Source organism: Streptomyces sp. NPDC042371, assembly GCF_056437465.1.
In genome coordinates this window covers 111,457-137,731 of record NZ_JBWKAP010000017.1, presented here as the reverse complement: position 1 = coordinate 137,731, position 26,275 = coordinate 111,457, and the positions used below count along the sequence as shown (strand labels likewise).

Sequence of the window (26,275 nt, the reverse complement as noted above, 5' to 3'; positions counted from 1 at the left end):
GCGACCACAGGGAGCCTGCATCCCGCACAACGAGCGTCGCGGCACTTGGGTTACGGACGAAAGATGATCGGACCGCGACAATTCCGTGGCACCCATCCACCGGCCACGGAAGGTGAGTTGGGCACCACGAAGCGCTATCGGACGTCGTCGGGCAGGAGCCGTGCGAGCGTGCGCACCGCGCGGTACTGGAGGGTCTTGATCGCGCCCTCGTTCTTTCCCATGACCCGCGCGGTCTCGGCGACGGAGAGCCCCTGGAGGAAGCGCAGGGTCACGCACTCCTGCTGCTGGGGGTTGAGGCGGCGGACGGCTTCGAGGAGGGCCGCGTTCGAGAGGGACTCCAGGACGGAGTCCTCGGGGCTGCGCTCGACCTCATTGGCGTCGAGCATCTCGCCGGTGGTCACTTCGAGGCGGAATCGGCTTGATTTGAAGTGGTCGGCGACCAGGTTGCGCGCGATCGTGACCAGCCAGGCGCCGAAGTCACGGCCCTGCCAGGTGAACGTGCCGATGCGGCGGAGGGCGCGCAGAAAGGTCTCACTGGTGAGATCCTCGGCGGTCGCCTTGCCGCCCACGCGGTAGTAGATGTAGCGGTAGACCGTGTCGCTGTACTGGTCGTAGAGGCGTCCGAAGGCGTCGGACTCACCGGCCTGAGCGCGTTCGACGAGATCCATCATGCGCGCGCTGTCGCTGTCCGCTGCGGGACGGCGAGGGGTGGGGGCCGAGGTGGCGGCAGCGGAGCCGGAACGGGCCCGTCTGCTGACAGCCGCCCCGCTGTTGGCCAGGGCATAGCAGGGCCCGGCGGGTGCGGGGACGGCGAGTGCGGGGACGGCGGGGACGGCGTACGCGGTGGGGACGAAGCCGCGCAAGCGGTCGATGACCGTTGCGCGCAGCGTAGCCAGGCCCGAGGCGTCAACCCCGACGTGTGGGTACACGGGACTCCCAGAGGCAGAGCTTCCATCACGTGCAGTGCGGGACCGTTCACCCGTCGTAGCGACGTGCGGGGTCCTTTATGCGTCTGAGGAGAATAACGCTTCGTACAGGCAGCGCTACACCCAGTTGCTCAAATCATCGATTACGTCGCTTCTGTAACCGATTGCCGCCCGTTCAAGCACCGGAGAGTGAGCACTTGTTGATCGAATCAGTTCACATTCCGTGTCGGCCTGAGGCGTGTTGTGGCCGAGTGCTACCGGCGTGACTGGCGGGAGGCGTGGCGGGGTAGGACCGACGGAATGCTCGGGGCGGGGCGCACGGGCAGGGCCGGAACGTGCCTTCAGTGACGGCGGCGGTGCAGGGCCACGGCCGCGGCGGCGCCGCCCGCGAGCGCGCCGACACCGGCGGCGGCCGGGATGCCGACCTTCGCGGCCTTGCGGCCCGTGCGGTAGTCCCGCAGCCGCCAGTCCCGCTCGCGCGCGTGCTTGCGCAGCTTGGCGTCGGGGTTGATCGCGTACGGATGCCCGACGAGGGAGAGCATCGGGATGTCGTTGTGCGAGTCGCTGTACGCGGCGCAGCGGCCCAGGTCCAGGCCCTCGGCGGCGGCCAGGGCGCGGACGGCCTCGGCCTTCGCGGGGCCGTGCAGGGGTTCGCCGACGAGCTTGCCGGTGTAGACGCCGCCGATGGACTCGGCGACGGTGCCCAGGGCCCCGGTCAGGCCGAGGCGGCGGGTGATCACCGTGGCGATCTCCACCGGGGCGGCCGTGACCAGCCAGACCTTCTGGCCCGCGTCGAGGTGGGCCTGGGCGAGGGCGCGGGTGCCCGGCCAGATGCGCTCGGCCATGTACTCGTCGTAGATCTCCTCGCCGATGGACATCAGCTCGGCGACCCGGTGGCCCTTGACGATGGACAGGGCGCTGTCGCGGGCGTCCTGCATGTGCTCGGGGTCCTCGACGCCCGCGAGCCTGAACCAGGCCTGCTGCCAGGCGAATCGGAACAGTTCCTGGCGCTCGAAGAACTTCCGCTTGTAGAGCCCGCGGCCGAAGTGGAAGATCGCGGCGCCCTGCATCACGGTGTTGTCGAGGTCGAAGAAGGCGGCGGCCTTGTCGTCGCCGACGACGGGGAACTCCGGTTCCTGCGGTCCTTCGTCGGGCGTGGTCTGCGCGGCGAGGGCGTCGAGTTCCTCCAGCTCCTGGGAGGACTTGCGCGCTGCCTCAGCCGAGGCCTCGCCTGCCAACACGCTCCGCGCCGTGGCGGAGCGCCTACGGGGGGTGAGCCATCCGAGAGCGGCCATGTCGTGAGCATAGCCAGTTTGTTCGGAGGTTCCGGAGTCGGGAGGATTCGGGCCTGTGAACTCTCCGTGTCCTGGCGGTTGGGCGACCGGGCGAGAATGACGGTATGAGCCCGATTTTTCGACGTACGAAGCGGAAACCGCAGGAGCGGCTGGTCACCCTGATCGGGAAGCCGGGGTGCCATTTGTGCGATGACGCACAGTCGGTGATCGAGAAGGTCTGCGGGGAGCTCGGCACTCCCTGGGAGAAGAAGGACATCACCCAGGACGAGGAGCTGCACCGGGCCTACTGGGAACAGATCCCGGTCGTTCTGGTGGACGGGGAGCAGCACACCTTCTGGCGCGTGGACGAGGCGCGGCTGCGGCGCGAGCTCGACGGGTAGGGCCATCCGGCACTGACCGGTCAGTCCAAAGTGCCCGCAAAGTCGATTACGCTTTGGGGCGGTTTTGGTCTCGGGGGCGACGATCGTGAGGAGAGTGTGCGGTTTTGCCCCCATCAAATGAGCGACGATGTCGTCCGTGCGCCGGTTCCACGGTCGTGCGCCGGGAGTGCGTGACCCCGGTCACGTTGGCCGGGCAAATCGGACACCATCTTTGTGCACGCGTTCACAAAGACATAGCCTGCATTCGACGGGGCGGTCTGGGGACGAGTGACCGCCTGCAGCCCCGCTCTACCCGCAGGAGCACCGTGGCAACTGGCCGAACTCACCGACCGGCGACCCGCAGCCGAGGAATTCCCGAGGCCACCGTCGCCAGGCTTCCGCTGTACCTCCGAGCCCTCACCGCACTGTCGGAGCGCTCGGTACCCACGGTCTCCTCCGAGGAGCTCGCGGCCGCCGCGGGGGTCAACTCCGCGAAGCTGCGCAAGGACTTCTCGTATCTGGGCTCCTACGGGACGCGCGGCGTGGGCTACGACGTCGAGTATCTCGTCTACCAGATCTCCCGTGAACTCGGGCTGACCCAGGACTGGCCGGTTGTCATCGTCGGCATCGGTAACCTCGGCGCCGCGCTCGCCAATTACGGCGGGTTCGCCTCGCGCGGGTTCCGGGTCGCCGCACTGATCGACGCCGATCCCGCGATGGCGGGCACCCCCGTCGCGGGCATGCCGGTGCAGCACACCGACGAGCTCGAAAAGATCATCAGCGACAACGGCGTCTCCATCGGCGTGATCTCGACCCCCGCCGGGGCGGCCCAGCAGGTCTGCGAGCGGCTCGTCGCCGCCGGTGTGACCTCCATCCTGAACTTCGCGCCGACGGTCCTCTCCGTGCCGGAGGGTGTCGACGTGCGCAAGGTCGACCTCTCCATCGAGCTGCAGATCCTCGCCTTCCACGAGCAGCGCAAGGCCGGCGAGGACGCCGCCCACGAGGGCCCCGTCCCGCCCGTCTCCGCCAAGCAGCAGCGCAAGGGACCCGACGGGGACGTCCCCGCCGTGATGCCGGCATGAGTCTCCTGGTCGTGGGGCTGAGTCACCGCAGCGCCCCGGTGAGCGTCCTGGAGCGCGCCGCGCTGTCCGTGGACGCGCAGGCCAAGCTCCTGCAGGACACCCTGGCCGCCGAGCCCGCCGCCGAGGCGGCCGTGCTCGCCACCTGCAACCGCATCGAGCTCTACGCCGACGTGGACAAGTTCCACGCGGGCGTGGCCGAGCTGTCCACGCTGCTCGCGCAGCACAGCGGCGTCGGCCTGGAGGAGCTCACTCCTTATCTGTACGTCCACTACGAGGACCGCGCCGTCCACCACTTCTTCTCGGTGGCGTGCGGGCTCGACTCGATGGTCGTCGGCGAGGGGCAGATCCTCGGGCAGATCAAGGACGCCCTGGCGCGCTCGCAGGAGCTGCACACCGCGGGCAAGCTCCTCAACGACCTGTTCCAGCAGGCCCTGCGGGTCGGCAAGCGCGCGCACTCCGAGACCGGCATCGACCGGGCCGGGCAGTCGCTCGTGACCTTCGGCCTCGAACAGCTCGCCGCGGGCGGGTCCGTGGAGACCTGGGCCGAGGGCAAGCGCGCCCTGGTGATCGGCGCGGGCTCGATGTCCTCGCTGGCCGCGGCGACGCTCGCGCGCGCCGGTGTCCGGGAGCTCGTCGTCGCCAACCGCACGCTGGAGCGGGCCCGGCGCCTCGCGGAGATCCTCGCGGACTCCGGCACCGAAGCGACCGCGCGCGCCGTCCCCATGGCCGACGTGGCCGACGAACTGACACGTGCCGACGTGGTGGTCTCCTGCACCGGTGCGACCGGTCTGGTCCTGACGGCCGAGGCCGTCGCCGCCGCCGTGGGCCGCACGACCCCGCCGCCCGCCGTGCGTGACACCCTCGCGCCGTCCGCGGACCCGGCCGGGACCGACGGGACCACCGGAGGCGACGCCACCGGCTTCGAACAGCACGCCGCATGGCTGGAGAAGGCACAGGGCGAAGGCCCGGCACTGGTGGCCGCGCGGGACGGCGACGCCTCCGACGGGCGTACGACGTCGCTCGCACTCCTCGACCTCGCCATGCCGCGCGACATCGACGCGGCCGTGCACCGCATCGACGGGGTGCGCCTCGTCGACATCGAGTCGCTCGCCGAGGCGTCCGCGGACGCCCCGATGGCCGACGACGTGGAGAAGGTCCGCGGCATCGTCTCCGACGAGGTCGCCGCCTTCGGCGCCGCCCAGCGGGCCGCGCACATCACGCCGACCGTGGTCGCCCTGCGCACCATGGCCGCCGACGTGGTGGCCGGTGAAATGGCCCGCCTCGAAGGACGTCTGCCGGGCCTGGAGGACAAGCAACGCGCGGAGATCACACAGACCGTGCGCCGCGTCGTCGACAAGCTGCTGCACGCGCCCACGGTGCGGATCAAGCAGCTGGCGAGCGAGCCCGGCGGCGCCGGATACGCGGACGCGCTGCGCACGCTCTTCGACCTCGACCCGCAGACGGTCGCGGCGGTCAGCAGGGCTGACCACATGAACAACGAGAACGACGACCCGAATAGAGGCCGGGCATGACGGAGAGGGCTCTCAGGCTCGGGACCAGGCGCAGCAGGCTGGCCATGGCCCAGTCCGGCCAAGTGGCCGAGGCAGTCAAGGAGTTGACGGGGCGTCCCGTCGAGCTGGTGGAGATCACGACGTACGGCGACACCTCGCGCGAGCACCTTGCGCAGATCGGTGGCACCGGCGTCTTCGTCGCCGCGCTGCGCGAGGCGCTGGCCCGCGACGAGGTCGACTTCGCCGTGCACTCGCTCAAGGACCTGCCCACCGCACAGCCCGCCGAGCTCACCCTCGCCGCCGTGCCGGTGCGCGAGGACCCGCGCGACGCCCTGGTGGCGCGCGACGGCCTGACCTTCGCGGAGCTGGTTGCGCAGTCCCCTGACGGGGGAGCCCGCGTGGGCACCGGTTCGCCGCGCCGCATGGCGCAGCTGAACGCCTACGCGCGCAGCCACGGCATGACCATCCGGACCGTGCCGATCCGCGGGAACGTCGACACCCGCATCGGATACGTGCACAAGGGGGAGCTCGACGCCGTCGTGCTCGCCGCCGCCGGACTCAACCGCGTCGGCAGGGCCGACGAGGTGACCGACCTCCTGTCGGTCGACACGATTCTGCCCGCCCCCGGCCAGGGGGCACTGGCGATCGAGTGTGCCGCGCACAACGCGTCACTCGCCGCCGCGCTCGCCGAGCTCGACGACCCGCACACCCGGGCCGCCGTGACCGCCGAGCGATCCCTGCTCGCCGCCCTGGAAGCCGGTTGTAGCGCCCCCGTGGGTGCGCTGGCCGACTTTCCCCAAGCTCTCGACTTCGCTCGAGCAGGGGAGACCCCCATGGCCGACGGGCAGATTGTCAAGGAGATGCGCCTGCGCGGCGTCGTCGGTACGACCGACGGCTCGTCGCTGGTGCAGCTGTCCACCACCGGTCCCGTGCCCGAGACGGAGACCCAGGCCATGGCGCTGGGCCGCGAACTCGCAGCCGAGATGCTCGCCAAGGGCGCGGCCGGTCTGATGGGGGAGCGAGCACTTTGAGCCCCACCTCGAACCTTCCCGGCATTCCCGCACACGGGCACGTCACCTTTCTCGGTGCCGGTCCCGGAGATCCGGGACTGCTGACCCTGCGCGCCGTCGAGGCGCTGGCCCGAGCGGATGTGCTGATCGCCGAGCCTGATGTGCTCGACGTCGTCCGCGTGCATGCCAGGGGAGGTGTGGACACACCCCAGCCGACAGCTGACGACACGTCAATGACCGCCGACGCGACGCCGTTCCGAGCTGCCGCCAATCTTGTCATGGAGGCGGCCAAGGGCGGCAGGCGGGTCGTGCGTGCGGTGAGCGGCGACCCGGGCCTCGACACCAACGCGGCCGACGAGATGCTGGCCTGCGCCGCCGCGGGCATCCCCTTCGAAGTGGTGCCCGGCATCGCGGCCGCCGTCGGTGTGCCCGCGTACGCGGGTGTGCCGCTGCGGGACGCACAGGGTGCGGACGTCCGCTTCGTCGACGCCCGTACCGCGTCCGACCGCTGCTGGAGCGAGGTCGGCGCGTCCGACGGGACCGTCGTCGTCTCGACGGCCCTCGACTCGGTGGCCGCGGCCGCCGGTGAGCTGGTGGCCGCGGGCCGCAAGCCCGACACCCCGATGACCGTGACCGTCGCCGGTACGACGACGCGCCAGCGCACCTGGACCGCGACGCTCGGCACCGTCGCGCAGGTACTCAAGCAGGCGAAGGTGCTGCCCTCGCCCGACGGTGGTCGGCCCGTCATAGCCGTGGTCGGCGAGTGTTCGGCCCCCGCCCAGCGCGACCAGTTGTCGTGGTTCGAGTCGAAGCCGCTCTTCGGGTGGCGCGTCCTCGTGCCGCGCACGAAGGAGCAGGCGGCCTCGCTCTCCGACCAGCTGCGTTCCTACGGCGCCGTGCCGCACGAGGTCCCGACCATCGCGGTCGAGCCGCCGCGCACGCCCCAGCAGATGGAGCGCGCGGTCAAGGGCCTGGTCACAGGACGGTACGAGTGGATCGCCTTCACCTCGGTCAACGCCGTCAAGGCGGTGCGGGAGAAGTTCGAGGAGTACGGGCTCGACGCGCGTGCCTTCGCCGGGATCAAGGTCGCGGCCGTCGGCGAGCAGACCGCCGCCGCGCTGGTCGCCTTCGGCGTCAAGCCGGACCTGGTGCCGAGCGGTGAGCAGTCGGCCGCCGGTCTCCTGGAGGACTGGCCGCCGTACGACCCGGTCTTCGACCCGATCGACCGGGTGTTCCTGCCGCGCGCGGACATCGCCACGGAGACGCTGGTCGCCGGGCTCATCGACCTCGGGTGGGAGGTCGACGACGTCACCGCCTACCGGACGGTGCGCGCGTCGCCGCCCCCGGCGGACACCCGCGAGGCGATCAAGGGCGGCGGCTTCGACGCGGTCCTCTTCACCTCGTCGTCCACGGTGCGCAACCTCGTCGGCATCGCGGGCAAGCCGCACAACGTGACCGTGATCGCGTGCATCGGCCCGGCCACCGCGAAGACCGCGGAGGAGCACGGGCTGCGGGTGGACGTGATGGCTCCGGAGCCGTCGGTGCACAAGCTCGCCGAGGCGTTGGCGGAGTTCGGTGCGGCTCGGCGTGCCGCCGCGCTGGACGCGGGGGATCCCGTTACGCGGCCCAGTGAACGTCGGCCGGGGTCCCGTCGGCGGCGTACGGCACCCTGAGAGTCCGGCACCGTTGATCACCGGCTTCGCCGAGTTCGTCCTCGAACGCCGGACGGGCTGAATATTTTCCCGGCCCCGGCTGAGTTCCTTCGCCGGGGCCGGAACATTTCGTGAGGTGAGAGAGACAGTGACCAAGTACGGATCCTTTCCCGGAGCGCGGCCGCGGCGGCTGCGGACCACTCCCGCGATGCGGCGCATGGTCGCCGAGACGCGGCTGCATCCGGCCGATCTGATCCTGCCCGCGTTCGTGCGCGAGGGGATCAGTGACCCCGTGGAGATCGGGGCCATGCCCGGCGTCTTCCAGCACACCCGCGACAGCCTGAAGAAGGCGGCCGTCGAGGCGATGGAGGCCGGGGTCGCCGGGATCATGCTCTTCGGAGTTCCCGAGGAGTCGAAGAAGGACGCAGTCGGCACGGCGGGCACGGACCCGGACGGGATCCTCCAGGTCGCGCTCCGCGACGTGCGCGCCGAGGTCGGCGACGACCTCATCGTCATGTCGGACCTGTGCCTCGACGAGACCACCGACCACGGGCACTGCGGTGTGCTGGACGCCCAGGGCCGGGTCGACAACGACGCGACGCTTGAGCGGTACGCCGAGATGGCGCAGGTCCAGGCCGACGCGGGCGCCCACGTGGTGGGCCCGAGCGGCATGATGGACGGTCAGATCGGCGTCATCCGCGACGCGTTGGACCAGGTCGGCCACGAGGACGTGTCCATCCTCGCGTACTCCGTGAAGTATTCGTCGGCGTTCTTCGGCCCGTTCCGCGAGGCCGTCGGCTCGTCGCTCAAGGGCGACCGCAAGACGTACCAGCAGGACCCGGCCAACAGCCGTGAGTCCCTGCGGGAGCTCGCCCTGGACCTGGAGGAGGGCGCCGACATGGTCATGGTCAAGCCCGCGGGTCCCTACCTCGACATCCTGGCGAAGGTCGCCGACGCGGTGGACGTGCCGGTGGCGGCGTACCAGATCAGTGGCGAGTACTCGATGATCGAGGCCGCCGCCGCGCGGGGCTGGATCGACCGGGACGCGGCGATCATGGAGTCCCTGACGGGGATCAGGCGCGCGGGCGCGAACATGATCCTGACGTACTGGGCGACCGAGGTCGCGCGGCAGCTCTGAAGCCCCTCGCGGGCGGCCCTTGACCTCAACCTTGGTTGAGGTCGGAGGGTGGTGTGCATCGACGTTCGTTCCCACGTTCCGAGGAGCACACCATGCGCGCTGTCGTCCTGCACGAGTTCGGTCCCGCCGAGAACCTCCGCAACGAGACCCTGCCCGACCCCGTCGCGGGGCCGGGCCAGGTGCGGATCGCCGTACGGGCGGCGGGAGTTCACTTCGTGGAGACCGTGATGCGCCGGGGCGAGGCGTCCGACATGGCGCCACCCCTGCCCGAACTGCCCGCGGTCTTCGGCGGTGAGGTCGCGGGGACCGTGGAGGCCGTGGGCCCCGGTGTCGACGCCGCGTGGCTCGGGCGTTCCGTGGTGGTCCCGCGCTCGGTCCCCGGCGGGTACGCCGAACTGGCGGTCGCCGAAATCGCGGAGGCGCACGTCGTCCCTGACGGCCTCGGCTTCGAGGCCGCGGTGACCATGGTGATGACCGGGGCCACCACCATGGGGCTGCTCGGTGCGGCCCAACTCCGGTCCGACGACGTGGTGTTGGTGACCTCCGCCGCGGGTGGCGTGGGGCGGCTCGTCGTCCAGTACGCACACGCCCTCGGGGCGACGGTGATCGGCGCGGCGGGCGGGCCCGCCAAGGTCGACGCCGTGCGTGCGCTCGGCGCCGACATCGCCGTCGACTACAACCGGCCCGGCTGGGAGCGCGAGGTCGCCGAGCAACTCGGCGGCGGGCGGCGCGTCACCGCCGTACTCGACGGGGTGAGCGGCGAGAAGGGCGCGGCGGCCTTCGAACTGCTCGCCGACGGCGGACGGTACGTCGTGATCGGCTGGTCGTCGCAGGACGCCTTCGAGCCCCGCCCCGAGGTGCTCGCGGAGCGGGACATCACCTTCACCAACGCGCTGCTGCGGCTGATCGAGAACCCCGGCGACGGCCCCGCGCGCGAACGCGAGGCCCTGGAGGCCGCTGCCAAGGGGCAGTTGGTGCCCGCGGTCCAGACGTTCCCGCTGGAGCGGGCGGCCGAGGCGCACGCCGCCATCGAGCGGCGGGAGACCACCGGGAAGGTCGTGCTGGTCCCGTAGTCAGTCCTTCCTGAGCAGCAGCGCCAGGCGGGAGAAGCCGTCGGCGCCGTGGCCCTCATCGACCGCGCGGTCCAGGAGGTCCTGGAAGGGGTCGAACAGGTCGGTGCGCAGGCCCTGTTCGGTGAACGCGCTGGTGAAGTTGGGGAACGCCGCGCGGTTCATGGCGAGGTTCGAGACGTCCGTGAGGTGCTGGTCGGTGGCGAGGCCCTCGGCCATGCCGGGGATGGTTCCGTGCGCCATCGCGACCACCCAGTCCCTGAGCAGCGGAGCGAAGTCGCGGGCCGGAATGGACTCGCTGCCGATCAGCGCGAACGCCTGGGCGACGCCCGCCGCCATGCCGTACATGCCGGTGAGCAGGGAGAGGTCGTAGAGCGCCGCGAGGCCCGGGTCGGTGCCGACCCACTTCGTGTCGGCGAGCGCGGCCAGGGTCGGCCGGTGCGTCTCGAAGGCCGCCTCGTCGGTGCCGCTGTAGAGGATGTACGCGCCCGGGGTCGCGATCATCTGCGGGACGGCCATGATGCCGCCGTCGATGTACGTGATGCCGTGGGCCGCCGCCCAGTCAGCCAGCTCCCGCGCCTGGCCCGGCGTGCCGTTGGTGAGGTTGACGACGGTGCGTCCCGCGAGGGCCTCGGCCTCCGGCTCCAGGAGGGCGCGTACGTTGTCGTTGGTCGTGAGGCAGACGATGACCGGGCCGCCCGCGGTGACGGCGTCCCGCGCGGTGGCGGCGGGGATGGCGCCCTGGGCCACCAGCGGGCCGGTCTTCGACTCCGTCCTGTTCCATACGGTCGTCCGGTGCCCGGCCTTGATCAAGGCGGCGGCGAGGGCGCTGCCCATCAGGCCGAGACCGAGGACGGAGACAGGGGTGTTGGGCACGGGGAACTCCTTCGAGGCGTCCCGTCGGACCGTTCCTTCGGGTACGTGTTCGATCCTCGTGGGGCTCCGTGGGGCGGACAAGTACCGACTTTTTTGTGCGGTACTCACCAAAAGGTGCGTGAGCCGGTCGGAGCTCCCCGTGCCGGGCCGGGTCAGCCGAACTGGCCGGGCTGGTAGTCGCCCGCGGGCTGCTGCAGGATCACGTTCAGGCGGTTGTAGCTGTTGATGAGGGCGATCAGCATCGTCAGGCCGGTGAGCTGCTCCTCGTCGAAGTGCTTGGCGGCGTTGCCCCAGACCTCGTCCGACACCCCGCCCGCCGCGTCGGCGATGCGAGTGCCCTCCTCCGTCAGCTCCAGGGCGGCACGCTCCGCGTCGGTGAAGACCGTGGCCTCGCGCCACGCGGCGACCAGGTGGAGGCGCGTGCTGTTCTCACCGGCGGCGATCGCTTCCTTGGTGTGCATGTCGAGGCAGAAGCCGCAGCCGTTGATCTGGCTCGCGCGGATCTTCACCAGTTCCTGCGTGGCGGCGGGCAGCCCCGTGTCCGAGACGACCTTGCCGACCGCGGTCAGGTGCTTCATGGCCTTGCCTGCGGACGGGCTTGCGAAGACGTTCAAACGGGCTTCCATGGTGTGCTCCTGTGCCGTTGGCTGGTGGTTCACAGTTAGGACGGACGGACCTCGCGAGATGTGACACCAACGGATGTGACCTGCGTCTCCTGGATATCGCGTCACCGGATGAGGGCGTCCCGCGGCGACTGCTGCCAGTACGTGGTGCGCGCCGAGCCGTCCGTATGCATGCCGTTCGCGCCGCTCGAAGGCAGCGGGACGGTCGCCTCCGGGCCGACGCCGCCGTCCATGGACCGGTTGGCGAACAGGACGCCCAGGCGGTGGGCGGTGTGGCCGTCCTTCCCTTCACCCTCCGCGCCGTCCGTCGCCGAAAGCACCACGCCCGCGTACGCCGACTCGCCGGGCTCCAGGGTGACGACCGCCTGCGGTACGGAGTCCGGGTCGGTGTCTGCGGAGGCCTGGGCGTCGTCGAAGCGGAGATAGGGGGCGTTGTACGCGTCACATGGCCTGGTGCCGATGTTCGTGGCGGTGATGAGGAGGTGGTGCACGGGGCGGGAGACCTCGGTGACGGCCACCTCGGTGTTCGCGCCGGTGCAGGGGACCGGCTTCCGTGCGGTGCGCCGGTTGGAAGCGGGTTGCGGAACCGTGCTGTGCTTGTCCGTCGCCTGTGCCACGAGCGTCGCCGCGCCCTCGTCCCGAGTGCCGGTTCCGCTGGCGCAGCCCGTCAGGGAGAGGGTGCCGAGTGCGATGGCGGTGGCCGCAGAGATACGGACTGCGGCGGTCGTCCGGGAACCGGTGCGGGGCATGGCTGGTCCTTAATGTGTGCCGGAGGCGGCGTGCTTGGATGGCCTGGATGGGCACAGCTTGTGCCGTGACGGGTCCCAGTCGCCACGGGTGCCGGGGAGTTGGGGACGCTGGAATGGTCGCACCGGCTCTGAACTGGGGGAATGATCTCCCCTTGGAACGCGTGAATGGAATGGTGGAGGGTGGAGATGGCGACTCTCGCGGAGCTGCTGCGGGAGCTCAAGGAGCGGTCGGGACTCAGTTACGGAGTGCTGGCCAAGAGGCTCCACATGAGCACGTCGACGTTGCACCGGTACTGCAACGGGGACGCGGTTCCCACCGAGTTCGCTCCAGTGGAGCGGTTCGCCCGCCTCTGCAAGGCGTCGCCGGAGGAGCTCGTCGAAGTCCACCGGCGGTGGATCCTGGCGGACGCGACGCGGGGCAGGAAGGCGGATTCGGAACGCGCCGCCGCTGAACCGGAACGCCCCGCCCCGGCCCCCGAACGCCCCGCCCCCGCCGCGGAACAGGCCGCCCCCGAACCGGCACGCTCCGGCGCCGGGCCGGAAAACCCCGACTCCGAGCCCGAGTTGGTCACCAACCGCCCGCAGCGCACCCTGTCGCGCAAGAGGCGCCCCCTCATCCTCGCGGCCGCCGTCGTCGCCGCGGTCGTCGGGATCGGTTCCGTCGCCCTCGCCATGAACGGCAACGGCAGCGACGGCCACAAGAAGGACACGGGCGCGGTATCCTCGCCCCGCCCCGGCGACTCGCCGGACGACGCCCCCACAGGCAAGGGCAAGGCCAAGAGCGACGACGCCAAGAAGAAGGCCGACGGCAAGAAGAAGGACGGCGCCTCCGCGTCGCCCTCCGAGAGCGACGGTCCCGGATCCAAGGCCTCCCGAGGCCCCGGCAAGGGCCCGGCCTCCGCAGGCGGCAACGGTGGCGGCACCTTCGACGTACCGGTGACGGTGCGCACCAGGCCGTACGCCATGGACGACCCCTGCTTGCAGGACTTCCTGGTGAACCGCAAGGCCTCCGAGGTGCCGGAGCAGCCCGCGGCGCAGGACGCGGCGGGCTGGGTCGGCGACCTCGGCGCCGTCCCCGCGGGCCGACAGCTCATCGAGGTCACCGTGCAGGGCACGGGCGACGAAACCGTCGTCCTGCAGGACATGAACGTCCGGGTGCAGAGCACCAGTGCGCCGCTGGCCTGGAACAACTTCCAGATGGCGACCGGCTGCGGCGGCGACGTCGACCCCAAGTCCTTCTCCATCGATCTCGACGGCGGGTCGCCCCAGGTCAAACCCCAGTCGGGCCAGCGCGACTTCCCGTACAAGGTCAGCGAGAACGACCCCGAGGTCTTCTTCATCATCGCCAACACCGATCTGCACGACGTGCGGTGGTACCTGGAGCTGGAGTGGTCCAGCGGCAAGCGGCACGACGCCCTGCGCATCGACGACCAGGGCAAGCCGTTCCGCACCAGCGGCAAGAAGGGGCGGCCCACGTACGGCTGGCCGCCCGGCTACGACAAGTGGATCAAGCAGCCGCAGAACGGCTGACCCGGTACCTCCGCGTCCGCATCCCGGAACGGCGTGTGGGGCCCGCACCTGCGTGCTTAGGGTGCGGGCACAGCCGCCAGCGCCGAAGGAGCCGTCGCCGTGACCGTCACCGAGCCCTCCCCAGCAGCCGCCCCCCTGCCGCCGCTCGCCGCGCGCGCCACGGCCGTCGGGGGCTCGCCGGTACGGGACATCCTCGCGGTCACCGCGCGGCCCGAGGTCATCAACTTCGCGGGCGGGCTGCCCGCCCCCGGCCTCTTCGACGGCGACGGCATCGCGGCCGCCTTCCGCGCGGTGCTCGAAGAGACGCCCGAGCGTGCCCTGCAGTACTCGACGACCGAGGGCGAGCCCGCGCTGCGTACCGCGATAGCGGCCCGCGCGACCGTCCGCGGACTGCCGACCGACCCCGACGACGTGCTCGTCACCACCGGCTCGCAGCAGGCCCTCTCGCTCCTCGCCACCGCGCTCATCGAGCCCGGCGACACCGTCCTCGTCGAGAACCCCTGCTACCTCGCGGCCCTCCAGGCCTTCGCCTTCGCGGGCGCCCGCGTGGTGCCCGTGCCCTGCGACGAGTCCGGCATCGACCCGGCGGCCCTCGACACCCTCGTCGCCCTGCACCGCCCCAAGCTGCTGTACACCGTCCCCACCTTCCAGAACCCGACCGGACGCACCCTGCCCGCCGACCGGCGCGCGGCGATCGCCCGGGTCGCCCAGCGGCTCGGACTGTGGATCATCGAGGACGACCCGTACGGCGAACTGCGCTTCGAGGGCGAGCGCGCGCCCTGGATCGCCACGTACCCCGGAGCCGAGGACCGGACCGTCCTCCTCTCCAGCTTCTCCAAGGTCATGGCGCCCGGCCTGCGCCTCGGCTGGCTGCGCGCGCCCGCCGCGCTGCTGCGCGCCTGCGCCGTCGCCAAGCAAGCCGCTGACCTGCACACGCCCACCGTCAACCAGCTGGCCGCGGCACGCTACTTGGCCGACAGGGACCTGGACGCGCACGTCGCCCATGTCGCGGGCGTCTACCGCGAGCGGCGGGACGCGATGCTCGCGGGCCTCCCGGACGCCCTCCCCGAAGGCTCCGCCTGGATCCGTCCGGAGGGCGGCATGTTCGTGTGGGCCAGGCTCCCCGAAGGACACGACACGACAGAGCTGCTGCGGACCGTCATCGCGCACCAGGTGGCGTACGTCCCCGGGGCCCCGTTCTTCGCGGGCGAGCCGGACCGGGCGACCCTGCGGATGTGCTTCGTGACGCAGACGCCGGAGGAGATCGCGGAAGGGCTGCGGCGGCTCGGCCGGGCGTTCGCGGTTGCTTCCGGTGAAAGCTGAGCGAACTCGCTTTATTTCGGAGGTAGTTGTCAGTACCTGCGCCTAGGGTGACCGCTGTTGAGAGTTCATCCGCCTGGGGAGTGCGGATGCTTCACACAGAGGGGATCATCCATGCGCAGTACAGCTCTGCCTGCCAATCGGCCTGCCAAGAGATTCGGACAGGCCCTCGTCGGCGTCGCGGTGGCCGGCGGCCTGATCACCGTCGCCGCGCCCGCGCGGGCCGCCGCGGGCGACCCGGTCGCCGTCAGCTCGTACGCGTACACGAGCGCCGAGGGCGACTACATCGGCCAGGGCAAGTCCGGCACGTACAAGGACCCGCAGAGCCCGATGCGGATCAGCGGCACCGCGGAGTCCCTGACGGTGTCGCTGCCCGACGCGGAGTGGAGCATCGACATCGCGGCGCCCAGGGGCGAAAAGCTGCGCCCCGGCGTCTACCGCGGCGCCGAGCGCGCGGCCTTCCGCACCGGCCGCTCGCCCGGCCTCGACGTCAGCGGCGGCAGCCGCGGCTGCAACGAGGTGTACGGATCGTTCGCGGTCAACCAGATCGAGACGGACGCGGACGGCAACGTCACCCTCCTGGACGCGTCGTTCACCCAGAACTGCGAGAGCGCCACGGCCCCCGCACTCAAGGGCGCCGTCAAATTCCACGCCTACCCGCTCTCGTACCGCTTCCAGAGCGACCCCGAGGACTACATCGGCGCTGGACGCACCGTCGGCTACACCGGCTCCACCAGCACCTTCAAGGCGTCCGGCGACGCGTCCCGGGTGCACTACTCGGCCTCAGGGAAGCGCGACGACTGGTCCGCCGACATCGGCGCGCCCAAGGGGCAGACCCTGGAGGTCGGCAAGACCTACCAGGCCAACCGGTTCGGCGACGACGGCCTCGGAGAGCTCGACGTCTACGGCAACGGCCGCGGCTGCAACACCACGTCCGGAGAGTTCAAGGTGACCAAGCTCGCCCTGGACGAAGCCGGTGAACTGAAGGCGTTCGCCGCGACGTTCAAGCAGATCTGCGGCAGTGGTGGCACCGCCGCGCTGAACGGCACCATCCACTACTACGCCTGACCCACTGTCAGGACCGCCCGGGCGTCAGAGGCGCTCGGGCGTCCTGATGCCGAGCAGCGCCATGCCCTTGTGCAGCGTCCGCGCCGTGATGTCGCACAGGAACAGACGGTTCTCGACCTGGGCCGGGCTTTCGGCCTTCAGGACCGGGCACTGGTCGTAGAACGTCGTGTACAGCGACGCCAGCTGGTACAGGTACGCGGCCAGCTTGTGCGGCGCGTACTCCGCCGTCGCGTCCGCGATCAGCTCGCCGAACGCGTCCAGGTGCAGGCCGAGGGCCCGCTCCGCCGGGGCGAGATCGAGCTCCGGGTGCGCGGTGGGGCGCGCGCTGTCGCCCGCCCTGCGCAGGATCGACTTGATGCGCGCGTACGCGTACTGGAGGTAGACCGACGTGTCGCCGTTCAGGGAGACCATCTGGTCGAGGTCGAACTTGTAGTCACGGTTCGCCGACGTCGACAGGTCCGCGTACTTCACGGCGCCGATGCCCACGTACCGCCCGTTCTCGACGATCTCGTCTTCCGTCAGGCCGATCTTCTCGGCCTTCTCACGGACGACCGCCGTGGCCCGCTCGACGGCCTCGTCGAGGAGGTCCTCCAGCTTCACCGTCTCGCCCTCACGCGTCTTGAACGGCTTGCCGTCCGCGCCGAGCACCGTGCCGTAGCCCATGTTGTGCGCGGTGACGTCGTCGCTCAGCCAGCCCATCCTGCGGGCCGCCTCGAAGACCATCTTGAAGTGCAGCGACTGCCGCACGTCCACCACGTACAGCAGCGTCGAGGCGTGCAGGTCCAGGACGCGGTCGCGGATCGCGGAGAGGTCGGACGCCGCGTACCCGAAGCCGCCGTCCGCCTTCTGCACGATCAGCGGGACCGGCTGGTCGTCCTTGCCGCGGATCTCGTCGAAGAAGACGACGAGGGCCCCCTCGGAGCGGACGGCCACGCCCGACTCCTCAAGCAGACGGGCGGTCTCCGGCATCATGTCGTTGTACGCGGACTCGCCGACGATCTCGTCGTCGCGGACCTCCATGTCCAGCTTCTCGAAGACCGAGTAGAAGTAGACCTTCGACTCGTCGACGAAGCGCTGCCACAGGTCGAGCGTCTCCTTGTCGCCGGACTGCAGGGCGACGACCCGCTTGCGCGCCCGCTCCTTGAAGCCCTCGTCCGTGTCGAAGACGGCACGCGACGCCTTGTAGACACGGTTCAGATTGCTCATCGCCTGCTCGCCGTCGACGTCCGCGGCCGGGGCCAGCTGGTCGGGGTTCTCGATCAGGTACTGGATGAGCATGCCGAACTGCGTGCCCCAGTCGCCGATGTGGTGGCGGCCGATCGTCTTCTCGCCGGTGAAGTCCAGCATGTGGCGCAGCGCGTCGCCGATGACGGCGGAGCGCAGGTGGCCCACGTGCATTTCCTTCGCCACGTTCGGCTGCGCGTAGTCGATGACCGTCGTGCCCGCGGCCGGGTTCAACGGCACGCCGAGCCGGTCGCCGTCGGCCGCCCGGGCCTCCAGCGTCTCGATGATCGCCTTGTCGGTGACCGTGACGTTCAGGAACCCGGGGCCCGACACCTCCACATCGGCCAGCAGATCGCCCTTGGTGATCCGCTCGACGACCTGGGTGGCCAGCTCGCGCGGGTTGGCCTTGGCCTTCTTCGCGAGCGCCAGGATGCCGTTGGCCTGGAAATCGGCCCGGTCGCTACGTCGCAGCAGCGGGTCCGCGGAACCGGCCTCCGGCAGGGCAGCCGAGAGGGCGTCCGCGAGGCGCTGGTGGACGGAGGCGGTGAGGGACGTGACCGAGGCCATGAATGGGTGCCGTTCTGCTCGGGTGCCTGGGTTTGCTGCAGCTACAGAAACCGAGTATCCCACGCGGTGAAAAGCGGTTTTCGCGGTTAGGGGGCGACCTGGGAGAATGGCTCCGTCAAGCCGTACTCACGTAGAGAAGAAAGGCGTGTCGATCGTGGCTCAGAGCACCGATACCACCGACTGGGTCTCCCGCTATGCGGACGAGGTCATCGCCGAGTCGGAGCGTCGTGCCCCGGGCAAACCGGTCGTCGTCGCCTCCGGACTCTCGCCCTCGGGCCCGATCCACCTGGGCAACCTCCGCGAGGTCATGACCCCGCACCTGGTCGCGGACGAGGTCCGCCGCCGTGGTTACGAGGTCCGCCACCTGATCTCCTGGGACGACTACGACCGGTACCGCAAGGTCCCGGCCGGTGTCCCCGGCATCGACGAGTCCTGGGCCGAGCACATCGGCAAGCCGCTGACCTCCGTCCCGGCCCCGGCCGGTTCCGCGTACGCGAACTGGGCCGAGCACTTCAAGGCCGCGATGACCGCGTCCCTGGACGAGCTCGGCGTCGAGTACGACGGGATCAGCCAGACCGAGCAGTACACCTCCGGTGTCTACCGCGAGCAGGTCCTGCACGCGATGAAGCACCGCGGCGACATCGACGCGATCCTCGACCAGTACCGCACCAAGAAGGACCCGGCCAAGGGCGGCAAGGGCGGCAAGCAGCAGAAGCCCGTCGACGAGGCCGAGCTGGAGGCCGCCGAAGGATCGGGCGCGGCCGCCGAGGACGACGGCAGCGGCGGCACCGGCGGGTACTTCCCGTACAAGCCGTACTGCGGGCAGTGCGAGAAGGACCTGACGACCGTCGTCTCCTACGACGACGAGACCACCGAGCTCGTCTACACCTGCACGGCGTGCGGCTTCGGCGAGACCGTCCGGCTCAGCGAGTTCAACCGCGGCAAGCTGGTCTGGAAGGTCGACTGGCCGATGCGCTGGGCGTACGAGGGCGTCATCTTCGAGCCGTCCGGCGTCGACCACTCCTCGCCCGGCTCGTCCTTCGTCGTCGGCGGCCAGATCGTGCGCCAGATCTTCGACGGCGTACAGCCGATCGGCCCGATGTACGCCTTCGTGGGCATCTCCGGCATGGCGAAGATGTCGTCCTCCAAGGGCGGCGTGCCCACTCCGGCCGACGCCCTGAAGATCATGGAGGCGCCGCTCCTGCGCTGGCTGTACGCGCGCCGCAGGCCCAACCAGTCCTTCAAGATCGCCTTCGACCAGGAGATCCAGCGGCTCTACGACGAGTGGGACAAGCTGGAGTCCAAGGTCGCCGACGGGTCTGCGCTGCCCGCGGACGTCGCCGCCCACTCCCGGGCGGTCCGCACGGCGGCGGGTGAGCTGCCGCGCACCCCGCGTCCGCTGCCGTACCGCACGCTGGCCTCCGTCGCCGACATCACCGCGGGCGCCGAGGACCAGACGCTGCGGATCCTGCGCGACCTGGACCCGTCCGACCCGATCACGTCCCTCGACGAGACCCGTCCGCGCCTCGACCGCGCCGAGAACTGGATCACCACCCAGGTCCCGGCCGAGGCCCGCACCATCGTCCGCTCCGAGCCCGACACGGAACTCCTGTCCACGCTGGACGACGCGGGCCGCGAGTCGCTGCGACTGCTCCTGGAGGGCCTCGACTCGCACTGGTCCCTGGACGGCCTCACCCACCTCGTCTACGGCGTGCCGAAGGTGCAGGCGGGCTTCTCCGCGGACGCGACGGCGAAGGAACTGCCCGCGGAGATCAAGGTGGCCCAGCGCTCGTTCTTCGCGCTGCTCTACCGCCTCCTGGTCACCCGGGAGACCGGCCCGCGACTGCCCACGCTGCTCCTCGCGGTCGGCGCGGACCGGGTGCGCAAGCTCCTGGCGGCCTAGTACCCCGGATGCACACGGGCCGGCCCGGCCCGTGTGCATCCTTCGGACTACCGCTGATTCGGCCGGAGGCAGGACGAGACCGGCCGATCCGGGGCCGATGGTGGACGTATGAAAGAAATCATCGGCATCGTCGGTTGGATCGTCGGCATTCAGGGCGCGCTCGGCATCGTCGGACGCATGTCCGGCGACGAGCCCTGGGGCGCACTGAAGATCTGGTGGGACGTGCCCACGCCCCTCTACGCCGCGCTCGCCGTGGTGGGCGCGGCGCTCGCGGCCTATGGCGAGGCCGCGAAGAAGCGCCGGAAGGAACACGCCTGACCCCGCAAGCCGCGGGGGTGGCTACGCGATGTGGTCTTCCATGAGCTCGTTGTCCAGGCGGGCCGTGAACCGGTCCATGTAGTTGTTCAGCTCGCGGGACTGGAGGCGCAGCCCGAAGGCCGCCTCCGCGTTCGCCGCGAACGCACCCGGGGTCGGCATGCCCTCACCCTCTATCGAGTGCCGGAACACCTGGTACAGGTCCTCGTCGGAGGGGGCGGGGGCGTGTGCGGGGCCCGGAACGGGGGCGGACTCCTGCTGAGGGGTGCCCTCTATGCCGTCGCCGAGCGGGCGGGTGCCGCCTGCGCCGTTCGGGACGGGGAACTGCTCGTGCTGTTGCTGTTGCGGCTGCGGCTGCTGTTGCGCGTACGCCTGCTGCTCCTGTTCCGCGTACCACTCGTCGTACGGGGCCACGGGCTCGTACGACGCGTTGTGCGCCGAGAACCAGGGGCTCGCGTGGTTGTCCACCGGGAGGGTCCCTTCCGGCGTCGGGGCGGGGGCCGGGGCCGGAGCAGGCGCCGCGGCTGTGGGGGCCGGGTCCTGGACGGGGGCGGGCTCGGGTGCAGGCTCGGGCTCAGGCTCGGGACCCGCCGTCAGCTGCGGCTGGGGCGGCTGGGACGGCTGGTCGACCGTCTTCGTCATCGGGATCGCCGGGGCGGGCGGAAGCAGCACCGGCTCGATGCCCGCGGCCGCGAGGCCCGCCGGGGCCGTCTCGGCGAGCGGGACGCCGAAGCGGGCCAGGCGCAGCGGCATCAGCGACTCCACCGGTGCCTTGCGGCGCCAGCCGCGGCCGAACCGGGCCTGCAGGCGGGCCTGGTAGACGAGACGTTCCTGTTCGAGCTTGATGACCTGCTCGTAGGAGCGCAGCTCCCACAGCTTCATGCGGCGCCACAGCTTGAACGTCGGGATGGGGGAGAGCAGCCAGCGGGTGAGGCGCACGCCCTCCATGTGCTTGTCGGCGGTGATGTCCGCGATGCGGCCCACCGCGTGCCGTGCCGCCTCGACGGCGACGACGAAGAGCACCGGGATCACCGCGTGCATGCCCACGCCCAGCGGGTCGGGCCAGGCCGCCGCGGCGTTGAACGCGATGGTCGCCGCCGTGAGCAGCCACGCCGTCTGGCGCAGCAGCGGGAAGGGGATGCGGAGCCAGGTCAGCAGGAGGTCCAGGGCGAGCAGTACGCAGATGCCCGCGTCGACGCCGATGGGGAAGACCACCGAGAAGCCGCCGAACCCCTTCTCCTCGGCGAGTTCACGCACGGCCGCGTAGGACCCGGCGAAGCCGATCCCGGCGATGACGACCGCTCCGGCGACGACCACTCCGATGAGTATCCGGTGCGTGCGTGTCAGCTGCATCGCGGCCACCCGCGAACCCCTCCCTGTGCAAGGCCTGTGTCGGCTTGTAGCGGCTTGTGGCGACTTGCGGTGGCTGTGATGCCGACCTGACGCCGTATTGCGAGCGACAGCCTGGCACATGCGTGCGGAAGGCTGTGTGCCGGTACGCCAGGAGCCCGGCCCGTGAGGGGCCGGGCTCCTTCAACTTGCCTGGTGAGGGCGCGAGTTGACCGACGAGCGTCAGGACTTGCTGCTGTCGCTCTTCTTCTTGTCGTCGGCCTTGGCGTCGTCCGACTTGGTGTCAGCCGCCTTCTTGTCCTCGGACTTGGCGCCGTCGGACTTCTTGTCCTCGGCCTTGTCGTCGGACTTCGGCTTGTCGCTCGCGTCGGACGGTGCCTTGCCGCCGCCCTTGTTGGCCGCGACGACCGCGTCGGCGGCCTCCTTCGCGGCCTTCTGGGCGTCCTTGCCCAGCTTGCCCGCGTCCGGGGCCTTGTCGCCCGCGAGGCCCGCGCCGTTGAGGTCGACGGTGATGACCGCGTTCTCCACGCGCGTCACGAACGTCTGCTGCTTGAAGGTGTCCTTGTCCTTCTTCAGGTCGTACCGCACAAGCGTCGCCTGCTGGCCGACGCCCTGCACCGGCTCCACCTTGACGCTCTTCGCGTCCTTCGTCGCCTGGGCGTCGGCGACCTGCTTGGCGAAGCTGTCCTGTGCGCGCTTGGCACCGCTGCCGAGCGAGGCGTCCGACTCGAAGCGCATCAGCGAGACGCGCAGCCAGCGGAACTGCGAGCCGTCCACGCCGTTGTTGTCGAGGCTGTCCCAGGAGCAGCTGCCGCGCAGCGTCGTGTCGCTGGACGTGCCGGCCTTGCCGGACTTGTCCTTCGCCTTCGGCACGAGCTCCTCGAGCGTCTTCTTCGACAGGACGTCGCAGGGCTCGGGAAGCTTGGCGTACGCGGCCTTCTCCACGCTCGCGGCCTTGTCGCCGGACTTGGCCGACGCGGAGGCCTTGGCGCCCGAGTCCTTCTTCGCGCCGTCGGATCCGGAGTCGGAGGAGCAGCCGGCGACGAGGATCACCGGTACGGCGGCCGCGCAGACGAGGAGGCGGCTGCGGAGCTGTCGCTTTCGCTGTGCAGGTCGGTGCATGGTTCCTTCACTCACTCTGTTCGTCTCGTGACGTCCAGTACGTCTCGTGACGTCGTCGGGTCCGGGGGGCCACGGTACGCGCATGGGACGGCGGGCGACTCCGCTTCATGGCACCGGGGCCCCCGCCCCGGCCCGCTCAGGCCACCCGCTACTCGTTGAACTCCCCGGCCAGCATGTCGGCCAGTTCCTGCGCTTTGTCCTGCATTTCCTTGCTGTCGGGGACGTCCGTGCGACGGCCGGGCTGCTCGTCGTACTCGATGGTCACGATGACGTTCGACGTGCGGAACACCACAGTCACGGTGCGGTGACGGGAGGCCGATGCGGCGGTGGTGAGGGCGTCGTCGAGGAAGGCCTCGTCGCCGAGGTCGGGGAGGGTGCGGGGCTCCAGGCCGGGGGGCGGGGTGACGGGCTCGTCGTCGGCGCCGTCCGGCTCCGCCCCGGCGTCCTTCGTCCCTTCCTCCGCCCTCCCCTTCTCGTCCTTGTCGCTGCCCTTGCGGCTGCCCTTGTCGTCGTCGGCCCTGGCGTTCTTGCCGCCCTGAGGCTTGTCCCCGGCCGGGGAGGCACCGCCCTTGCCGTCGCTGCCCTTGTCCGTGCCCTCTTCCTCACCCTTGTCCCCGCCCTTGTCCTCGCCCCCGTCCTCGCTCTCCGTGGGCGAGCCGGACGGGCGGGAGAGGCCCGCTTCCCGCAGCTTCGTCGCGTAGACCTCGGCGGCGCGGGCGTCGTCGCTGACCGTGCCGTCGTACGACACGACGCGCTCGAAGTCGACGAGCAGGTGGTGGGAGGCGCCGGTCGACTCGACCTTCCAGTTGCAGCCCACGCGGCGGTCGGTGTCGTAGGTCACCGTAGGCGTGCCCTCGTACGCCTTCTCGCGCTGCTCGACGTCCTCCATCTCCGGGATGCCGGGCAGCATGGCGTCGAGGGTGTCCTCGTCGACCTCGCCGCAGGGCTCCGGGAGCGTGCGGTACTTGCCGGGCTCCGCGGGAGCGTTCGAACTGCCGCTGCCGCCCGGCTTGGAGTCGTCGCTCTCGTCGCCGATGCCCGACGCGCCGGAGCAGCCGGTCAGCAGCGCCGCGAGGAGTGCGGCGACGCCCGGTACGCAGGCCTTGGCCCTCAGCTGCACCGTGATGGCTCCTCTCGCCTGGCTCTGCCTGGATATTGGGTTGCCGCTGGTGGGCGGCCGGTGGAGACAATGTGTATCGCACGCGCTGCCGTGGACGCCGGTCCGTCACCCCTTTCGTTGACCTTGGCGCCGGTATTTGCGCTTCTAGGCTTGTAGTTGATTACGGGGGAATGAGGACGATATGTCGTATATAGAGGTTCCCGGTGCAAAGGTACCGATCCGGATGTGGGCGGACCCTGCCTCGGTCGAGGAAGCGGCGATGCGCCAGCTCCAGAACGTGGCGACGCTGCCGTGGGTGGAGGGCCTGGCCGTCATGCCGGACGTCCACTTCGGCAAGGGCGCGACGGTCGGCTCGGTGATCGCCATGCGCGGCGCGGTCTGCCCGGCGGCGGTCGGTGTCGACATCGGCTGCGGCATGTCGGCGGTCAAGACGTCACTGACCGCGAATGACCTTCCGGGTGACCTCTCCCGGCTGCGGTCGCGGATCGAGCAGGTGATTCCGGTGGGGCGGGGCATGCATGACGACCCCGTCGAGCCGGGGCGCTTCCACGGGATGGCGACGGCGGGGTGGGACGACTTCTGGGGGCGGTTCGAGGGGATCGCTGAAACGGTCAAGTTCCGTCATGAACGCGCCTCAAAGCAGATGGGAACGCTCGGCGGGGGCAACCACTTCGTCGAGTTCTGTCTCGATGAGTCAGGTTCGGTCTGGCTGATGCTGCACTCCGGCTCCCGCAACATCGGCAAGGAGCTGGCCGACCACCACATGGGCGTGGCCCAGCAGCTCGCGCACAACCAGGGCCTGGTCGATCGCGACCTCGCCGTCTTCATCGCGGACACCCCGCAGATGGCGGCGTACCGGAACGACCTCTTCTGGGCCCAGGAGTACGCGAAGAAGAACCGCGCGATCATGATGGCGCTCTTCAAGGACGTGGTCCGCAAGGAGTTCAAGAAGGCCAAGCCGACGTTCGAGCAGGAGATCTCCTGCCACCACAACTACGTCAGCGAGGAGCGTTACGACGGGGTGGACCTGCTGGTCACCCGGAAGGGCGCGATCCGGGCCGGTAGTGGCGACTACGGCATCATCCCGGGCTCGATGGGCACGGGGTCGTACATAGTGAAGGGCCTCGGCAACGAGGCGTCCTTCAACTCGGCCTCCCACGGCGCCGGTCGGCGGATGAGCCGGGGCGCGGCGAAGCGTCGCTTCTCGACGAAGGACCTGGAGGAGCAGACGCGGGGCGTCGAGTGCCGCAAGGACTCGGGCGTCGTGGACGAGATCCCCGGCGCGTACAAGCCGATCGAGCAGGTCATCGACCAGCAGCGGGACCTCGTCCAGGTAGTGGCGAAGCTGAAGCAGGTCGTCTGCGTGAAGGGCTGAGGGGCCCAGCCGCTGAAGGGCTGAGCCCGTCCTCACTTCGCGTGCTTCACCGCGTAGATCATGATGAACGCGACGATGTGGATGCCGAAGAGGAAGTACGCCAGGTACCACCACACCAGGCGTTCGTTCTTCGCCTCTTCGGCCAGGGCGCGGGCCTCGTGTTCGTGGGTGAGGCGCTCCAGGGGGTCGGGGGAGTCGGCGGAGTACGCGGGGCGGCCGGGGTCGTCGCCGGGGAGTCTCATCGTCACGACTCCCTGTGGACCTTGCTGTTGGAGGCCTGGGCGCGCGGGCGGACCACCAGGAGGTCGATGTTGACGTGCGGCGGGCGCGTGACCGCCCAGGTGATCGTGTCCGCCACGTCGTCCGCGGTGAGCGGCTCGGCGACGCCCGCGTAGACCTTCGCGGCCTTGTCGGTGTCGCCGCCGAAGCGGGTCAGGGCGAACTCGTCCGTCTTGACCATGCCGGGGGCGACCTCGATGACGCGGACCGGGGTGCCGACGATCTCCAGGCGGAGGGTCTCGGCGAGGACGTGCTCGGCGTGCTTGGCGGCCACGTAACCGCCGCCTCCCTCGTACGTGCCGTGCCCGGCGGTCGAGGAGAGGACGACCACCGTGCCGTCGCCGCTCGCGGTGAGCGCGGGCAGTAGGGCCTGCGTGACGTTCAGCGTGCCGATGACGTTCGTCTCGTACATCTGGCGCCACTGGGCCGGGTCGCTGGTGGCGACGGGGTCCGCGCCCAGCGCGCCGCCCGCGTTGTTCACCAGGACGGCGATCCTGCGGAAGGCGGTGGCGAACTCGTCCACGGCCGCACGGTCGGTGACGTCCAGCGCGTACGCGACGGCGTCGTGCCCGGCGTCGGTGAGCTCGGCGGCGAGCGCCTCGATGCGGTCCTTGCGGCGCGCGGTGAGGACGACGCGGTAACCGGCGGCGGCGAGGCCGCGGGCGGTGGCGGCTCCGATGCCGCTGCTCGCGCCGGTGATGATCGCGATGCGGGTGGTGGCTGCGGCGGTCATGGGGCGCTCCTCGGGCAGGGGTTCGGGGGGTCCGTGGGGGTTCGGTGGTCTGTGGGGCCTGTGGGTCGGTCCGCTCGC

24 protein-coding genes are annotated in these 26,275 nt (G+C 70.5%); 13 read left to right on the top strand and 11 right to left on the bottom strand.

Features of this window, described 5'->3' with window-relative positions; all coding sequences use genetic code 11:
* Positions 1 to 134 precede the first annotated feature (134 nt).
* Both AC068B_RS36350 and AC068B_RS36345 read right to left on the bottom strand, forming a co-directional pair.
* Positions 135 to 929 carry an ECF subfamily RNA polymerase sigma factor, BldN family gene (locus AC068B_RS36350; RefSeq protein ID WP_055566626.1) on the bottom strand — a complete coding sequence of 265 codons (795 nt, stop codon included), beginning with the start codon at positions 927 to 929 and terminating at the stop codon, positions 135 to 137.
* Positions 930 to 1,267: 338 nt separating this feature from the next.
* Positions 1,268 to 2,221: an HAD family hydrolase gene (locus AC068B_RS36345; RefSeq protein ID WP_356252247.1), complete on the bottom strand. Its 954-nt coding sequence runs from the start codon at positions 2,219 to 2,221 to the stop codon at positions 1,268 to 1,270.
* A gap of 104 nt (positions 2,222 to 2,325) precedes the next feature.
* Between AC068B_RS36345 and AC068B_RS36340 the strand changes: the two genes are divergently transcribed.
* From AC068B_RS36340 to AC068B_RS36310, 7 genes are all read left to right on the top strand, one after another.
* Entirely contained in the window at positions 2,326 to 2,601 is a 276-nt protein-coding gene (locus AC068B_RS36340; RefSeq protein WP_478675765.1) for a glutaredoxin family protein, read from the top strand.
* A gap of 305 nt (positions 2,602 to 2,906) precedes the next feature.
* The gene (locus AC068B_RS36335; protein ID WP_356252241.1) at positions 2,907 to 3,662 is read left to right on the top strand and encodes a redox-sensing transcriptional repressor Rex; all 756 of its coding nucleotides are present in this window, start codon (positions 2,907 to 2,909) and stop codon (positions 3,660 to 3,662) included.
* Complete coding sequence (locus AC068B_RS36330) at positions 3,659 to 5,194, top strand: glutamyl-tRNA reductase (RefSeq protein WP_478675764.1); 1,536 nt, start codon at positions 3,659 to 3,661, stop codon at positions 5,192 to 5,194. The genes AC068B_RS36335 and AC068B_RS36330 overlap by 4 nt, the downstream gene beginning before the upstream one ends.
* Positions 5,191 to 6,204: a hydroxymethylbilane synthase gene (gene hemC, locus AC068B_RS36325; RefSeq protein ID WP_478675763.1), complete on the top strand. Its 1,014-nt coding sequence runs from the start codon at positions 5,191 to 5,193 to the stop codon at positions 6,202 to 6,204. Before AC068B_RS36330 ends, hemC begins: the two co-directional genes overlap by 4 nt.
* Positions 6,201 to 7,856 (top strand): bifunctional uroporphyrinogen-III C-methyltransferase/uroporphyrinogen-III synthase, encoded by a 1,656-nt coding sequence (locus AC068B_RS36320; protein ID WP_478675762.1) that lies wholly within the window; start codon positions 6,201 to 6,203, stop codon positions 7,854 to 7,856. The genes hemC and AC068B_RS36320 overlap by 4 nt, the downstream gene beginning before the upstream one ends.
* Positions 7,857 to 7,983: 127 nt before the next feature.
* On the top strand, positions 7,984 to 8,973 hold the full coding sequence (gene hemB / locus AC068B_RS36315; protein WP_478675778.1) for a porphobilinogen synthase: 990 nt from the start codon (positions 7,984 to 7,986) through the stop codon (positions 8,971 to 8,973).
* Positions 8,974 to 9,065: 92 nt separating this feature from the next.
* A complete protein-coding gene (locus AC068B_RS36310; protein ID WP_478675761.1) occupies positions 9,066 to 10,046 on the top strand; it encodes a zinc-binding dehydrogenase in 981 nt (326 codons plus the stop codon).
* On the opposite strand, the gene AC068B_RS36305 is transcribed toward AC068B_RS36310, so the two are convergent.
* The 3 genes from AC068B_RS36305 to AC068B_RS36295 all read right to left on the bottom strand — a co-directional run bounded on the left by AC068B_RS36305 (position 10,047) and on the right by AC068B_RS36295 (position 12,291).
* Positions 10,047 to 10,919, bottom strand: coding sequence for an NAD(P)-dependent oxidoreductase (locus AC068B_RS36305; RefSeq protein WP_478675760.1), 873 nt, complete (start codon positions 10,917 to 10,919; stop codon positions 10,047 to 10,049).
* A 152-nt stretch (positions 10,920 to 11,071) separates the two neighbouring features.
* The gene (locus tag AC068B_RS36300) at positions 11,072 to 11,545 is read right to left on the bottom strand and encodes a carboxymuconolactone decarboxylase family protein (protein ID WP_356252220.1); all 474 of its coding nucleotides are present in this window, start codon (positions 11,543 to 11,545) and stop codon (positions 11,072 to 11,074) included.
* Positions 11,546 to 11,646: 101 nt separating this feature from the next.
* Entirely contained in the window at positions 11,647 to 12,291 is a 645-nt protein-coding gene (locus tag AC068B_RS36295) for a DUF4232 domain-containing protein (protein WP_478675759.1), read from the bottom strand.
* Between the two features lie 186 nt (positions 12,292 to 12,477).
* On the opposite strand from AC068B_RS36295, the gene AC068B_RS36290 reads away from it, so the two are divergent.
* The 3 genes from AC068B_RS36290 to AC068B_RS36280 all read left to right on the top strand — a co-directional run bounded on the left by AC068B_RS36290 (position 12,478) and on the right by AC068B_RS36280 (position 16,209).
* On the top strand, positions 12,478 to 13,821 hold the full coding sequence (locus AC068B_RS36290; RefSeq protein WP_478675758.1) for a helix-turn-helix domain-containing protein: 1,344 nt from the start codon (positions 12,478 to 12,480) through the stop codon (positions 13,819 to 13,821).
* A gap of 99 nt (positions 13,822 to 13,920) precedes the next feature.
* Complete coding sequence (locus AC068B_RS36285) at positions 13,921 to 15,144, top strand: aminotransferase-like domain-containing protein (RefSeq protein WP_478675757.1); 1,224 nt, start codon at positions 13,921 to 13,923, stop codon at positions 15,142 to 15,144.
* Between the two features lie 111 nt (positions 15,145 to 15,255).
* Positions 15,256 to 16,209 carry a hypothetical protein gene (locus AC068B_RS36280; protein WP_478675756.1) on the top strand — a complete coding sequence of 318 codons (954 nt, stop codon included), beginning with the start codon at positions 15,256 to 15,258 and terminating at the stop codon, positions 16,207 to 16,209.
* Between the two features lie 24 nt (positions 16,210 to 16,233).
* Here the strand turns inward: AC068B_RS36280 and argS are convergent, their stop codons facing one another.
* Positions 16,234 to 18,000, bottom strand: a complete 1,767-nt coding sequence (gene argS, locus AC068B_RS36275) for an arginine--tRNA ligase (protein ID WP_478675755.1) — start codon at positions 17,998 to 18,000, stop codon at positions 16,234 to 16,236.
* A 145-nt stretch (positions 18,001 to 18,145) separates the two neighbouring features.
* Here argS and lysS point away from each other — a divergent pair, with 145 nt between their 5' ends.
* The gene (gene lysS, locus AC068B_RS36270; protein ID WP_478675754.1) at positions 18,146 to 19,903 is read left to right on the top strand and encodes a lysine--tRNA ligase; all 1,758 of its coding nucleotides are present in this window, start codon (positions 18,146 to 18,148) and stop codon (positions 19,901 to 19,903) included.
* A 108-nt stretch (positions 19,904 to 20,011) separates the two neighbouring features.
* Entirely contained in the window at positions 20,012 to 20,221 is a 210-nt protein-coding gene (locus AC068B_RS36265; protein WP_478675753.1) for a hypothetical protein, read from the top strand.
* Positions 20,222 to 20,242: 21 nt separating this feature from the next.
* Here AC068B_RS36265 and AC068B_RS36260 read toward each other — a convergent pair whose 3' ends face one another.
* The 3 genes from AC068B_RS36260 to AC068B_RS36250 form a co-directional block, all read right to left on the bottom strand.
* Positions 20,243 to 21,571 (bottom strand): DUF2637 domain-containing protein, encoded by a 1,329-nt coding sequence (locus AC068B_RS36260; protein WP_478675752.1) that lies wholly within the window; start codon positions 21,569 to 21,571, stop codon positions 20,243 to 20,245.
* Between the two features lie 219 nt (positions 21,572 to 21,790).
* Positions 21,791 to 22,690, bottom strand: a complete 900-nt coding sequence (locus tag AC068B_RS36255) for a DUF3558 family protein (protein WP_478675751.1) — start codon at positions 22,688 to 22,690, stop codon at positions 21,791 to 21,793.
* 148 nt (positions 22,691 to 22,838) lie between these two features.
* On the bottom strand, positions 22,839 to 23,810 hold the full coding sequence (locus tag AC068B_RS36250; protein WP_478675750.1) for a DUF3558 domain-containing protein: 972 nt from the start codon (positions 23,808 to 23,810) through the stop codon (positions 22,839 to 22,841).
* 181 nt (positions 23,811 to 23,991) lie between these two features.
* On the opposite strand from AC068B_RS36250, the gene AC068B_RS36245 reads away from it, so the two are divergent.
* Positions 23,992 to 25,185: an RtcB family protein gene (locus AC068B_RS36245; protein ID WP_478675749.1), complete on the top strand. Its 1,194-nt coding sequence runs from the start codon at positions 23,992 to 23,994 to the stop codon at positions 25,183 to 25,185.
* A gap of 32 nt (positions 25,186 to 25,217) precedes the next feature.
* Here AC068B_RS36245 and AC068B_RS36240 read toward each other — a convergent pair whose 3' ends face one another.
* Together AC068B_RS36240 and AC068B_RS36235 are read right to left on the bottom strand one after the other, a co-directional pair.
* Positions 25,218 to 25,427 (bottom strand): hypothetical protein, encoded by a 210-nt coding sequence (locus AC068B_RS36240; RefSeq protein ID WP_356252426.1) that lies wholly within the window; start codon positions 25,425 to 25,427, stop codon positions 25,218 to 25,220.
* Between the two features lie 2 nt (positions 25,428 to 25,429).
* On the bottom strand, positions 25,430 to 26,197 hold the full coding sequence (locus tag AC068B_RS36235) for an SDR family NAD(P)-dependent oxidoreductase (RefSeq protein ID WP_478675748.1): 768 nt from the start codon (positions 26,195 to 26,197) through the stop codon (positions 25,430 to 25,432).
* Between the last annotated feature and the right edge of the window lie 78 nt (positions 26,198 to 26,275).

What these genes read in the sequence shown, in the direction of transcription:
- AC068B_RS36265 (WP_478675753.1), top strand. Translation starts at nt 20,012, where the DNA reads ATGAAAGAAATCATCGGCATCGTCGGTTGGATCGTCGGCATTCAGGGC.
- AC068B_RS36255 (WP_478675751.1), bottom strand. Translation starts at nt 22,690, where the DNA reads ATGCACCGACCTGCACAGCGAAAGCGACAGCTCCGCAGCCGCCTCCTC.
- AC068B_RS36295 (WP_478675759.1), bottom strand. Translation starts at nt 12,291, where the DNA reads ATGCCCCGCACCGGTTCCCGGACGACCGCCGCAGTCCGTATCTCTGCG.
- AC068B_RS36235 (WP_478675748.1), bottom strand. Translation starts at nt 26,197, where the DNA reads ATGACCGCCGCAGCCACCACCCGCATCGCGATCATCACCGGCGCGAGC.
- AC068B_RS36245 (WP_478675749.1), top strand. Translation starts at nt 23,992, where the DNA reads ATGTCGTATATAGAGGTTCCCGGTGCAAAGGTACCGATCCGGATGTGG.
- AC068B_RS36345 (WP_356252247.1), bottom strand. Translation starts at nt 2,221, where the DNA reads ATGGCCGCTCTCGGATGGCTCACCCCCCGTAGGCGCTCCGCCACGGCG.
- AC068B_RS36340 (WP_478675765.1), top strand. Translation starts at nt 2,326, where the DNA reads ATGAGCCCGATTTTTCGACGTACGAAGCGGAAACCGCAGGAGCGGCTG.
- AC068B_RS36290 (WP_478675758.1), top strand. Translation starts at nt 12,478, where the DNA reads ATGGCGACTCTCGCGGAGCTGCTGCGGGAGCTCAAGGAGCGGTCGGGA.
- AC068B_RS36280 (WP_478675756.1), top strand. Translation starts at nt 15,256, where the DNA reads ATGCGCAGTACAGCTCTGCCTGCCAATCGGCCTGCCAAGAGATTCGGA.
- argS (WP_478675755.1), bottom strand. Translation starts at nt 18,000, where the DNA reads ATGGCCTCGGTCACGTCCCTCACCGCCTCCGTCCACCAGCGCCTCGCG.
- AC068B_RS36330 (WP_478675764.1), top strand. Translation starts at nt 3,659, where the DNA reads ATGAGTCTCCTGGTCGTGGGGCTGAGTCACCGCAGCGCCCCGGTGAGC.
- hemC (WP_478675763.1), top strand. Translation starts at nt 5,191, where the DNA reads ATGACGGAGAGGGCTCTCAGGCTCGGGACCAGGCGCAGCAGGCTGGCC.
- AC068B_RS36300 (WP_356252220.1), bottom strand. Translation starts at nt 11,545, where the DNA reads ATGGAAGCCCGTTTGAACGTCTTCGCAAGCCCGTCCGCAGGCAAGGCC.
- AC068B_RS36260 (WP_478675752.1), bottom strand. Translation starts at nt 21,571, where the DNA reads ATGCAGCTGACACGCACGCACCGGATACTCATCGGAGTGGTCGTCGCC.
- AC068B_RS36310 (WP_478675761.1), top strand. Translation starts at nt 9,066, where the DNA reads ATGCGCGCTGTCGTCCTGCACGAGTTCGGTCCCGCCGAGAACCTCCGC.
- AC068B_RS36240 (WP_356252426.1), bottom strand. Translation starts at nt 25,427, where the DNA reads ATGAGACTCCCCGGCGACGACCCCGGCCGCCCCGCGTACTCCGCCGAC.